Consider the following 12,182-nt stretch of genomic DNA (forward strand, 5'->3'; position numbering starts at 1 on the left):
TCGAGCCCGAGCCGCTTCACGACGTCTCCGCTCCGCCCCGGATCAACGCGGCGCCGTGCGCCTCCAGATTCAATCGCACGGCATGGCTGCCCGGCGCCACACCGCGCGCGGCGTCGGACTGCACCGCCACGGTCTCGATCGGGATCGGGGTTCCGGTCCACAGCTCGACGAGCTCGGCGCTGTCCGCGCCGCGTCGTGCGAATCCGAGCGACCCCGCGTCCAGGAGGAGCTCCCGTGGGTGCCCTGCGAGGTTGAACACCGCCGAGTAGCGGTCGCCGCCGGGCCCCTCGGCGCCCCAGATCACGGTGTCGCCCTCGCGGAACAGCTCGCGGTTTCCGGTCGAGGCACGGTGCACGGCGAGCACCCCGGCATTGCTCAGCAGGGCGATCGTGTCCGGATCGCTCGTCGGCAGGTCGCCGCCGATCATGAGCGGAGAGCGGGCGATGCACCAGAGCGTCAGCAGCGACACCCGCTCCGCCCGCGTCAGCCGATCCTGCCGCGGCTCGCCCCGCTCGGCGCGGATCCCGATCCGCCCCAGCGGCAGCATGTCGCCATCCGGCCAGCCGTATGCGGACGCCTCCGGCGCCCAGCGGGCGAACCGGGCGAAGTTCGCTTCGACGTCCTCCCACCGGTCCCAGAGATCGTCGCAGATGCGCCACATCGTGGCGTGAGCGCGCAGGTGGTCGAGGTGCGCGAGCGACAGGTCGCGACCCGGGGAGAGGCTCAGCTCGATCGGTCGCCCGCAGCGCTCGATCGCGCGGGCGTACGCCTCGATGTCGGCCGTCTGGTACGGCCACAGCATGTCGTCGGCCTTGATGAAATCGACGCCCCATTGCGCGTAGAGCGCGAGCGTGCTGTCGTAGTAGGCCTGCGCACCGGGGTGCGAGTGATCGAGCCCGACCATGTCCGGATTCCACTCGCAGGCGTTCGACGGATCGGCGATGTCGCCCGCCCTCGCGTCGGAGCCGAGCACGGGGGCGTCCGCGGCGAGCGCACGACGCGGGATCCCCCGCATCGTGTGGATCCCGAACCGCAGGCCGAGCGCATGGATCCGGTCGGCGAGCGGCGCGAACCCGTACCCACCCGCAGAGGACGGGAACCGCTGCGGATCCGGCACCAGCCGCCCGTGGTCGTCCGTGCACAACGGCGCGCCGTCGTTGTAGCCAGGGCTGCGCGCCGTGGGATCCGACCAGTCGATGTCGACGACGATCGTGTCCCAGCCGTGCTCGAGCAGGTGCTCGGCCATGAATCGGGCGTTCGCGAGCACCTCCTGCTCTGTCACCGTCGTGCCATAGCAGTCCCAGCTGTTCCACCCCATCGGGGGCCTGGTCGAGATCGGTGTGCGCACAGGAGCCTTTCGTCGGAAGTCGCGCCGGTCAATCAGGGGGAGCACTCTCGCTGTTCGCACGCCGGAGCGGCGATCAGCGCGCGGAGGACTCGCGCGGGACGAGGACGACCTCGCCCACGACGGTGCGGAAGTCCTCCGCACCGCGGGCGCCCTCGATCCGATCGACGATCATGCCGATCGCCGCGTCGGCCATGGCCGCGTGATCGGGAGAGATCGTGGTGAGCGAGGGCGTGGTGAAGGCGGCGAGCGGCACGTCGTCGAACCCGACGACCGCGACGTCGTGAGGCACCCGGCGGCCCGCGTCCGCGAGGGCTCTGATCGCGCCGATCGCCACGACATCGGTCGAGCAGAACACGCCGTCGACGTCGGGCGCATCGCGCAGCAGCTCGGTCATGGCGCGGTGGCCGCCCTCGAACGAGAAGTCGCTCGAGCGCACCGAGGCCGCGTCCTGCAGCGCCCCCCGGACGCGCAGCGCGTCCTCGAAGCCGCGGGTGCGCAGCGTCGAGACGTCGATCGCGTCGATTGCGCTGTGATAGCCGCCGAGCATCGCGACCCGGCGGCAGCCGCGATCGAGCAGATGCCCCGCGGCGAGCGCGGCGCCGACCTCGTTCGCCATCACGACACGGTCCAGGGGGCCGGTGAACCCGCGCTCCCCGAGCAGCACCGTGGGGAAGTCGCCGCGCAGCAGCATCGCGTCGTCGTCGTGCAGCTGCACGGCGCTGAGGATCAGCCCGTCGTAGTTGCGCAGCCGCGAACGCGAGATCGCATCGAGCTCGCGGTCCCGGCGCGCGGCGGTCTGCTCCACGACGAGCTCGAAGCCGCGGTCGGCGGCGCGGTCGATGAGCAGGCTCGCGAGGTGACCGAAGTAGGGTCGGTCGATCTCCGGCACCGCCAGGCAGATGACACCCGTGCGCCCCTGACGCAGGGTCCGGGCGGCGGTGTTGACGTGATACCCGAGCTCGGCGATCGCGGCGAGGACCCTCTGCCGCGTCGCCTCCCGGACGTGCGGGTGGTCGTTGATCACGTTCGACACGGTCATCGCCGAGACACCCGCGTGCCTGGCCACGTCCTGCATCGTCGTCATCGCGAGGATCCTACTCCGCGACGCTCAGACGCACGGTCGCGACGGCGTGCGGCGGCAGCACGAGGCGCGCCCGCGCACCGTCCACCGTGACAGGGAGGTCGGCGAGGGCGACCGCCTCCGGGTCGTCGAACGTATTGTGCGCGGTCGCGGACGCGGCCCCGAGCACCTGCGCGCGCAGCACCTCCTCGATCCGGCCCGGCAGCTCGAACTCGACGGCGACCTCGCGGTCCAGGGCTGTGTTGGTGAGGCTGACGGCATAGGCGCCGTCCTTGAAGGATGCGGTCGCGTCGATCTCCGCCCCGAAGGACCCGGCCGGCATGTCGACGTACTCCGCGTCCTGGTGATCGGTGTAGAGGTCGAACACGTGATAGGTCGGCGTGGTGAGCATGCGGGATCCGTCGGTGAGGATCATCGCCTGCAGCACGTTCACCATCTGCGCGATGTTCGCCATGCGCACCCGGTCGGCGTGCCGGTGGAAGATGTTCAGCGTGATCGCCGCCACAGCCGCGTCGCGCAGGGTGCTCTGCTGGTACAGGAAGCCGGGGTTCGTGCCCTTCTCCACGTCGTACCAGGTGCCCCACTCGTCCACGATCAGGCCGACCCGCTTCGCCGGGTCGTGCCGGTCCATGATGCCGCCGTGCCGGGTGATGAGCTCATCCATGCGGCGCGCCTGGCGCAGGGTCTCGTGCCACTCGTGCGGGGTGAAGTCGAGGGCGGATCCCTTCACGTCCCACTCCCCCGTGGGCAGCGTGTAGTAGTGCAGGCTCAGCCCGTCCATGTGCCCGGCGGCGCGCGCCATGAGCACCTCGGTCCACTCGTAGTCGTCGGAGTTCGCGCCGCACGCGATCTTCGAGATCGGGTGCTCGCCGTACTGGCGCACGTAGGTCTGGAACTGCCGGTACTGGTTCGCGTAGTGGAGCGGCAGCATGTTGCCGCCGCAGCCCCAGCTCTCGTTGCCGACGCCGAAGAACTCGACCCGCCACGGCTGCTCGCGTCCGTGCCGCCTGCGCAGCTCGGCCATGGGGGCCGTGGCGTCGAGCGTCATGTACTCGATCCAGTCGTGCATCTCGGCGACCGTGCCGCTGCCGACGTTTCCGTTGATGTAAGCCTCCGCATCGAGCTGGTGCAGCAGCTCGAAGTACTCGTGCGTGCCGAACTCGTTCGATTCGACGACCCCGCCCCAGTGCGTGTTCACCATCGGCTGCCGCTCGGAACCGACACCCTTCAGCCAGTGGTACTCGTCGGCGAAGCAGCCGCCGGGCCAGCGCACCAGGGGCACCTTGATGTGCCGCAGCGCCTGGATGACGTCGGTGCGCAGGCCGTTGCGGTGCGGGATCGCGGACCCTTCCCCGACCCACAGCCCTTCATAGACGCAGCGGCCGAGGTGTTCGGCGAACTGGCCGTAGATGCGGCGGTCGATGACGGGCGCGCCGGAGACGCGGGCGATGCGGATCATGCGGGTTCCTTCACGACGACGATTCTTTGTAGCGATACAAGCATGTTCTGTGTAGCGATACAACCCTACGTCCGGCTGCTCCGCTGAGCCTGATCCGGCTCGCACGGCGGGCGCCGGACCGCGTCAGAGAGCCACGGGGATCCGGGTGGTGAGAAGACCCGCGTCGACGAGGAAGCGCTCGAGGGCCGTGATCGCCATTCCTGTGGCGACGGAGTTGCCCCCCACGGTCGACACCTCGAGCTGCACGGATCCGCCCGCTCCCGCCGGGGACTCCGTGCGGAGGCGCTCGAGCGCCTCCGGCACGAGCTGGTCGCCGAGCGCCCAGGTCGTCCACCCCGTCAGGGTGACGACCTCGGGGTTCACGACGGCGACGAGGTCGGCGAGGGCCGATCCCAGATAGTAGGCGGTGCGCGCCACGGTGTCGCGGGCGGCGGGGTCCGGATCCGGACCCGCCGCGGCCTTCGCGAGCGAGGTGATGAAGTCGGCCTGGAGCTCGACCTCGGCGAGCGGATGGCGAGGGGCGAGCTCTCGCAGCGTCTGGTGGATCCCCGGCACGCCGACGTACGCCTCCACGCAGCCCCGGCGGCCGCATCGGCACAGCCGCCCGTCCAGCATCAGCAGCGAATGCCCCCACTCGCCCGCGGAGTTCGTCGCACCGCGCAGCACGGTGCCCTCGAGCACGATCCCCGCGCCGACGCCGGTGCCGAGGTTCACCGTGACCATGCTCGAGGCGCTGCGTCCCCGGCCCAGCCACAGCTCGGCGGCGACCATGGCCTTGAGCGGATTGTCGATCACGAGAGGCAGCCCCACCCTCTCGCGCAGGTGGTCGAGCTCGACGCTGCGCCACTCCCAGTTCGGCACCACGACCGCCGCGACGCCCCTGGGCCCCTGCACGAGCCCGGGCAGCGACAGGCCGACGCCGAGCACGCGCTCGCGCGCGCCGTCCTCCTGCGCGAGCAGCCGGTCCAGCACGGCCCCGATGCCGTCGACGATCGAATCGGGATCCAGCACGTGCTCGTCGCGCGCGCCCTCGACGTATCCGATCCGGTTCAGCGCGGTGTCGAACATCACCGCCCGCACGTAGGTCTCCGCGACGTCGATCCCGACGACGCGGCCGCGGTCGGAGTTCATGCCGACGGTCGCCGTGGGGCGGCCGACCCGGCCGATCGTCACCTTGGTCTCGGCGATGATGCCCTCATCGATCAGCTCGCCGACGATCGTGACCACCGTGGCGGCGCTGAGTCCGGTCGCCTGGGCGATCGCGCTGCGCGTGGTCTCCCGGGCCGACAGCACCGCGTGCAGGACCTCGAGCCGCGAGTCGCTGCGGATGTCGCGCGACGTGCGCCGCTGCGGGATCTTGCTCATGCACGAACCGTAACAGCCGGGAGGGATCCCGCGGCGACGCGGATCGCACCGTCCCCGCCGACCCGTGCGAACACGATCAGCCGCCCGCCGGAGGTGCGCCGCGAGGTGCTCCGGTAGGGCGTCACGTCGCCCAGGTCGCCGTTCTCCAGCCCGAGCAGCTCACCGCCGTAGATCTCGGCCGAGATCTCGGCCTCGCCGCGGGCGAGAGCCCCGTGCGCATCCCGCAGCACGCATTCCACCTGGCGCACGTCGGAGTCCCCGCCGACGTCGATGCCGGCCGCCCGGCAGCGCTCGGCCGCGTGCGCCGGCGCGGTCCACACGGACGCCTCCAGCAGCATAGGCGCGCCGGCCGCACGCAGCTCGTCGCGCGCCACGGCCTCGCCGTCCGCCGACAGCACCTCGAGCACGAGCGGATCCGCGGGTGCGGAGGGTCCCGCCGACACGTCGCGCACGGTCGTCCAGTATCCGCCCGTCTCGTCGAACGCGAGCGGCAGCTCGACACCGCCCGCCGTCAACCGCGGCGTGCCTCCCCCGGCGAACGCGAGCACCTCGACGGCCCCCGCCTCCGGCAGGTCCCGGGCCACCGGATGACTCCACAGGTTCGTCGCGACGCCGGCCCCGGCGTGCGGTCTCGCCACCAGGTGAGCGGTCGGGTCCGCGGACCACCAGCTCCGGCGCAGGTGCCAGCCCGGCTTGGCGAAGCCGGCGAGCGTCAGCAGCCCCGCCCCCGATCCGTGCACGGGCCAGCCGCGAGCCTCGCCGAGGTAGTCGATCCCGGTCCACAGGAACTGTCCCGCGACGAAGTCGTTGTCCGTCACCGCCCGCCACTGCGCGTAGCCGTGGCCGTTCTCGCTGCCCAGGATCGGCGTGCGCGGGAACCTGCGGTGGTCGTCGGCGTACAGCTGCTCCTTGTAGTTGTAGCCGATCAGGTCGAGGTCGTCGAGCAGCCCGGTACGGCTGGAGAGCTCCGGGAACGCGGCGGCGAGAGTGACGGGACGGGTGGGATCCACCGCCCGCACGATCGCGGCGAGTCGGCGGGCGATCGTCGTGAGACGACGGATGTCCGGCCGGTGCGGATCGTACCGGCGCTCCTCGGCCGGCTTGTCCGCGTCGTTGTTGCCGGTCATCTCGGCGAACAGCGGGCTCGCATACGGATCGTTCGGGTAGTCGACCTCGTTGCCGATGCTCCACGCGATGATCGAGGGGCGGTTGCGGTTCGGCTCGACCATCGCGCGCAGGTCCCGCTCGTGCCAGTCCGGGAAATGCGCCGCGGAGCCCTCGTGCGCGGGCGGATACACGTTGTGCCCCCGCCACCACTTGTTCTTCGGGCTCTCCCACTCGTCGAAGGCCTCGTCGATCACGAACAGGCCGAGCGCGTCGCACAGCGCATACAGCTCCGGGGCGTGCGGGTTGTGCGCCATCCGGATCGCGTTGCACCCGGCGTCCTGCAGCGTCAGCAGCCGGCGCAGCCACACCTCGGCCGGCACGGCGGTGCCGAAGGGGCCGGCGTCCTCATGCAGGCACACGCCCTTGAGCACCCGCGGCTGCCCGTTCACGAAGAAGCCGCGGTCCGCGTCGAACGCGATCGTACGAATTCCGACGATCTCCGCCTGCTCGGCCCGGTGCGGGCCGTCGTCGGCCGTCCAGGTCAGCACCGACGTCAGCCGGTGCAGATCGGGCACGTCGTCCGACCACAGCTCGGCGTCCGGAACGGTCGCGACCAGGACGGATCCGGCGCGGTCACCGGCCGGCACCACGAGGTCCGTCTCGAAGACGTGCACGCGATCCGAGCTCAGCGACCGGAGCTCGTGCCGCGCGTGCACGGCGACGGGCGCGGCGAGGTCGCTGACGACGACCTGGTCGATCCGGATCGTCGCGGCACCCTCGTCGACCGCGAGCGTCGCGAACGCCGTGCCGTGCTCGTCCACGCGCACGGCGTCGTGCGCCTCGAGGCGCACGCCCCGGGTGATGCCGGAGCCGTTGTACCAGCGCGCGTCAGCGATCTCGGTGCGGTCCACCCGCACGCTCACGACGACGTCGCCGTCGGGCGCGTAGGAGAGGATCTCGCTCACGTCGAAGGAGAACCCCGCATGCCCCGAGGGCCGCCCGCCCAGGTGATAGCCGTTCACCCACACCTCGGCGTTCTTGTACACGCCGTCGAAGACCAGCCGCACGTGCGGGCCGCCGGCCGACCACGCCGCATCCTCCGCACCGCGATCCGCGGCCGGCTGCAGGAGGGCGAGCGGCACGTGCGCGCGATACCAGCCGATGCCGCCCGGCAGATAGCCCGTTCCGCTCGCGCCCTCCGGGGAGAAGTCGAGCTCCACGCTCCAGTCGTGCGGCACCCGCACCGGCCGCCAGGCGGAGTCATCGAATCCCTTCGTCCAGGCGTCGGGCTCGTCGGCGAGCAGGAACGCCCACCGCTCGATCGGGATCGAGGACATCGCGCTCACTCCTCCTCCGCGCGTCGCGCGGCTTCGGTCGGCTCCCAGGCAGACGGGACGACGGGCGCCGGTGCGACCGCCGGGATGTACCGGTCGAACACGCGCCGGAACAGCACGCCGTTCACGACCGCGATCCCGGCGAAGCCGATCAGGAACCAGGCCAGCCCGTAGCCGGTCGCCTGCGGCGAGAAGATCGTGACGACCGCCGCGAGCCCGATCACCGCGACCGCGAGGATCGACGCGAGCGGATGCCGCCACGACAGCAGCCGTGCGTTGCGCAGCACCTCGCGGGTGCGGCCCTCGAACGCGGCCAGATAGGGGAAGGCGTACAGCGCCGTGAGGGCGGCGACGGCGACGAGCAGGTACCAGACCGCCAGCAGCAGGAGTTGCAGGAGCGCGCCGGGCACGAGCTGTGTGACGACCAGGTACCAGGCGGCGAACACCACTGCGAGCGCCGCGAAGATCCCGAGGATCCCGGTCGCCTGGCGGAAATCGCTGCGGAACGAGCGGAAGTAGTCCCCGGAGACCGAGGTGCACTCGCCCAACCCGATCCGCAGCGCGGTGAAGTGGAGCGCGGTCAGGGACGCGCCCAGCGTCACCAGCGGGATCGAGGTCGCCAGGAACAGAAGGTTCAGGATCATCAGGTCCGCGATGCGCGTGAGCACGCGCATCAGCGCGGAATCCGCGGCGAGGATGCTCGCCATGGCTCCTCCTCAGTGAGCAGGGGGATCCAGCCGGGCGCGACGGCACCCGACCGGATCCCGGATGGACGGGTCAGCGGGTCACTTCAGCTTGTGCGTCTTCGCCCAGCTGTCCAGGTCCTTCTGGATCGAGGCCTTGACGTCGTCGTAGCCGGCGTCCTTCAGCTTCTGCCGCATCTCCTTGATGGCCGCGGCCGGGTCGGCGAACTTGCCGTACTCGAGCTGCGGGATGTACTCGGACAGCACGCTGCCCATGGCGGCGAGCTCGGGATCGATCGCGCTCTTGTCCACGATCAGGGTCGAGTACGGGTAGTCGCGGGCGACCTTGTCCAGACCGGAGTAGATCTCCTTCGCCTTCGGGTCGTCGGTGACCTTCGCCGGCTCGTACTGGTCCATCCGGCCGGCCCAGAAGTTCGATCCGAGGGCGTCCTTGGTGGCGTCGTAGCCGGCGGGATAGCCGAGCTTGCCGTCCTTCATCACGTAGTCCGTGCCCTCGATGCCGAAGTTCAGCAGGTCGTAGTCCTGCTTGTCGTTGCGGATGAGGTCGTAGACCTGCAGCGCCTTCTCCGGATTCTTCGAGTTCGCGCTGACCGCCATGGCCCCGTGCGTGAGGATGTCCTTGTAGAGGTTCTTGTTCTCCTGCCCGAAGTAGTACATCTTCGGATCGGAGCCGGGCTGCTTGGTCGTCATGTTGTTGTAGATCTGCCCGATGAAGGTCTGCGTGTGGTGCTGGTCCGTACCCGACTGCCCCGCGTAGAACTCGTCGCGCGTCGTGCCGGTGTAGTTGACCGCGTCCTGACGCCAGACGCCGATGTCGTTCCACTGCTTCGCGAGCTGCGCGGCCTTGACCAGCTGATCGCTCTCCATGTACCAGGAGGTGAGCTTGGCCGGGTTCGACTCCGAGGTCTCGAACGGCGCGTAGTTCCCCGCGCTGACGCCCTGCAGCGGAAGCGCGTCGGTGTGCGACTGCAGGTAGCCGGTCAGCGCGGCCTCGCCGTTGCTGGCCCCCGCGACGTCCCACGGCACCACGCCAGGCTTGTTCTGCTTGATCCACTGGAAGTACTTGGTGAAGTCCTCGTACTTCGTGATCTCGCCGTTCGCGAAGCCGGCCTCCTTCGCCCAGTCGCCGCGGTAGAACAGACCGTGGTTGGTGTACTGCGTGTAGTTGTCCTCCGGGATGAACTGGATCTTGCCGTCGAGCTTGGTGAGATCCCAGTGCTTGTCCTTGTTCACCTGTTCCCACGTCTTCGGCGCGTTCTGCTTGAGCATGTCCTCGGTGAGCGGCAGGAAGGCGCCCTTCTGCGCGTTCTCCCAGCCGAACAGCCAGTCGGTGGCCGTCGTGATCAGGTCGACCCTGCTGTCGCCGCTCAGCAGCTGCACGTTGTACTGCGTCTGCCAGTCGGCCCACTCGACGTAGAACAGGTCGAGGGTGGCGTTGGCCTGCTTCCTCAGCCGTTCGTTGAGCTTCTTGAGCATGGCTTCGAGGTGCCCGTTCGTGGGCTTGTCGCCCAGGACCAGCATGGTGATCTTCGTGGGCGCGCCGCTGTCGCCGGCCCCGCCGGCCGTGCAGCCGGCGAGCGCACCGGCTGCGAGGCCGAGCGTGACCGCCGCGGCGGCGATCTTGATGATCTTTCTCTTCATAGGAGTCTCCTTCGACTCGTCTCTCGGTGAGGGGTGATGCAGGAGGGTGGTGGTGCTCAGGAGGAGGGCGGGATCAGCCCTTGACCGCGCCGACGGTGATGCCGCTGACGAAGTACTTCTGGATGAACGGATAGAGCAGGAGGATGGGCCCGGTGGCCACGACCGCGCTCGCCATCTTCAGGGTGTTGCTGGGCAGATCCGCGATGCTCACGTTGGCGCCGGCGACGGAGTTCTGCAGGGCGTTCGCCGTGTTGATCACGTTGTAGAGGTAGTACTGCAACGGCTTGAACTCCACCGTGCTGCCCAGATACAGCGAGGAGAGGTACCACTCGTTCCAGTACGCGAGCGCCAGGAACAGGCCGACCGTCGCGAGCGCGGGCTTCATCATCGGCAGGGTGAGCTGCACGAAGATCCGGAAGTCCCCGGCGCCGTCGATCTTGCCCGACTCGACGATCTCGAACGGCACGGTGCGCATGAAGTTCTTCATCAGGATGATCAGCCACGGCGTGATCAGCAGCTGCAGGAACACCGCCGCGTAGCTCCCGCGCAGCCCGAGCGTCTTGCCCACCCAGAGGAAGGTGGGGGCGAGGCCCGCGGAGAACAGCGTCGTGAAGTAGATGAAGAACGAGATCGCGTTGCGGAACGGGAAGTCCTGCCGGAACAGCGCGTATCCGGTCATCGAGATGATGAACAGCCCGATCGCCGTGCCGAACGTCGTCATCAGGACCGTCACCACGTACGCCCCGAGGATCTGCTTCGGCGACTGGAAGATGTACTCGTACGCCGTGAGCGTGAAGCCCTTCGGCAGCAGGCCGAACCCGTCCTTGCGGATTGCCGACTCGCTGGACAGCGACGCCGACAGGATGAGCACGAAGGGGAGCAGGCAGAACAGCGTGAACAGCGTGATGGTCGTGTACGAGATGCCGCGCACCCAGCGGTCGCTCGCGTCGAGGCGGATCGGGCGGCGGGAGGTGCGCTCGAACAGCGTGCGCCGGCGATGCGGCAGGACGATCGCTCTGGTCGCTCCGGTGGCCGTGTCAGAAGAGTGCATAGTCCTTGTTCATCCTTCGAACGATCCAGTTCGCGGTCATCACGATCGCGAACCCGAACAGCGACTGGTAGAGGCCCACCGCGGTGGAGGTGGTGAAGTTGTTCTGCGACATCACCATCCGGTAGACCGAGGTCTCGATGACGTCGGTGGTCTGGAAGAGCTGGGCGTTGTTGCCGACCAGGTTCCAGAACAGGCCGAAGTTGCCGTGCATGATCCCGCCCAGCGAGAACAGCAGCAGGATCACGAACGTGGGCTTGAGGCTTGGCAGGATCACGTACCGGATCCGCTGCCAGGCCGAGGCGCCGTCGATCTCCGCGGCCTCGAACAGCCCCTTGTCGATGCCCATGATCGCCGCGAAGTAGACGATCGAGCCGTAGCCCGTGCTCTGCCAGAGCTGCACCACGATGATGATGAACGGCCAGAGCCCGGCCATGCTGTAGATCTTGACGGGGTCGCCGCCGGCCTGGGTGATGAGGGAGTTCAGCGCGCCGTTGTCGTAGTTCAGGATGTTGAAGGCGATGACGCCGATCAGCACGACGGAGATGAAGTACGGCAGGAACATGATCCCCTGCGTGATCTTCTTGAAGTACTTCAGGCGGATCTCGTTGAACATGATCGCGATCGCGATCTGCAGCGCGTTGCCCAGCACGATGAACGCGACGTTGTACAGGATCGTGTTGCGCGTGAGGGTCCAGAGCTGGCCGGACTTGAACAGGAACTCGAAGTTCCGCAAGCCCACGAACGGGCTGCCGAAGATGCCGTCGCGATAGTTGAAGTCGGTGAACGCGATCCAGATCCCCGGCAGCGGCGCGTAGTTGAAGACGAGGAAGAATGCGACCGCCGGCAGGCACATCAGCAACAGCACCCTGCTGGTCTTGACCTGCCGCCACAACGGCTTCCGCCGGACTGGCACCTTGTTCAGCGACATCCTCCGCCTCTCTGCGTGGGTCGTGGCGTCCGCGACGCCGAGGAACATCAGGGATAAAACTAACCCTCGATATAACTCTGGGCGAGACACTAGCAGGAGGATCTGTAGCGATACAAGAGCCTCGTCGAACCTTGCGTCGTACTCGAGGTGGCGTCCGATCCGTT

At 68.8% G+C, this 12,182-nt stretch carries 9 protein-coding genes; all 9 read right to left on the minus strand.

Features of this window, described 5'->3' with window-relative positions; genetic code table 11:
- Nucleotides 1–16: 16 nt before the first annotated feature.
- The 9 genes from ABD882_RS13605 to ABD882_RS13645 all read right to left on the minus strand — a co-directional run bounded on the left by ABD882_RS13605 (nucleotide 17) and on the right by ABD882_RS13645 (nucleotide 12,018).
- Nucleotides 17–1,318 carry a glycoside hydrolase family 27 protein gene (locus ABD882_RS13605; protein ID WP_345188012.1) on the minus strand — a complete coding sequence of 434 codons (1,302 nt, stop codon included), beginning with the start codon at nucleotides 1,316–1,318 and terminating at the stop codon, nucleotides 17–19.
- Nucleotides 1,319–1,421: 103 nt separating this feature from the next.
- Nucleotides 1,422–2,432 carry a LacI family DNA-binding transcriptional regulator gene (locus tag ABD882_RS13610; protein WP_345187807.1) on the minus strand — a complete coding sequence of 337 codons (1,011 nt, stop codon included), beginning with the start codon at nucleotides 2,430–2,432 and terminating at the stop codon, nucleotides 1,422–1,424.
- Between the two features lie 10 nt (nucleotides 2,433–2,442).
- Nucleotides 2,443–3,888, minus strand: coding sequence for an alpha-N-arabinofuranosidase (locus tag ABD882_RS13615; protein ID WP_345187809.1), 1,446 nt, complete (start codon nucleotides 3,886–3,888; stop codon nucleotides 2,443–2,445).
- 123 nt (nucleotides 3,889–4,011) lie between these two features.
- On the minus strand, nucleotides 4,012–5,253 hold the full coding sequence (locus tag ABD882_RS13620; protein ID WP_345187812.1) for an ROK family transcriptional regulator: 1,242 nt from the start codon (nucleotides 5,251–5,253) through the stop codon (nucleotides 4,012–4,014).
- The gene (locus ABD882_RS13625; protein WP_345187814.1) at nucleotides 5,250–7,697 is read right to left on the minus strand and encodes a glycoside hydrolase family 2 TIM barrel-domain containing protein; all 2,448 of its coding nucleotides are present in this window, start codon (nucleotides 7,695–7,697) and stop codon (nucleotides 5,250–5,252) included. The genes ABD882_RS13620 and ABD882_RS13625 overlap by 4 nt, the downstream gene beginning before the upstream one ends.
- Before the next feature lie 5 nt (nucleotides 7,698–7,702).
- Entirely contained in the window at nucleotides 7,703–8,401 is a 699-nt protein-coding gene (locus ABD882_RS13630) for a YesL family protein (RefSeq protein ID WP_345187816.1), read from the minus strand.
- 78 nt (nucleotides 8,402–8,479) lie between these two features.
- Nucleotides 8,480–10,039 (minus strand): ABC transporter substrate-binding protein, encoded by a 1,560-nt coding sequence (locus ABD882_RS13635; RefSeq protein WP_345187818.1) that lies wholly within the window; start codon nucleotides 10,037–10,039, stop codon nucleotides 8,480–8,482.
- A gap of 73 nt (nucleotides 10,040–10,112) precedes the next feature.
- The gene (locus ABD882_RS13640; protein WP_345187820.1) at nucleotides 10,113–11,090 is read right to left on the minus strand and encodes a carbohydrate ABC transporter permease; all 978 of its coding nucleotides are present in this window, start codon (nucleotides 11,088–11,090) and stop codon (nucleotides 10,113–10,115) included.
- Nucleotides 11,077–12,018, minus strand: a complete 942-nt coding sequence (locus ABD882_RS13645; RefSeq protein WP_345187822.1) for an ABC transporter permease — start codon at nucleotides 12,016–12,018, stop codon at nucleotides 11,077–11,079. Before ABD882_RS13645 ends, ABD882_RS13640 begins: the two co-directional genes overlap by 14 nt.
- Between the last annotated feature and the right edge of the window lie 164 nt (nucleotides 12,019–12,182).

This window comes from Microbacterium panaciterrae, from assembly GCF_039541635.1.
In the GTDB taxonomy this organism is placed as follows: domain Bacteria; phylum Actinomycetota; class Actinomycetes; order Actinomycetales; family Microbacteriaceae; genus Microbacterium; species Microbacterium panaciterrae.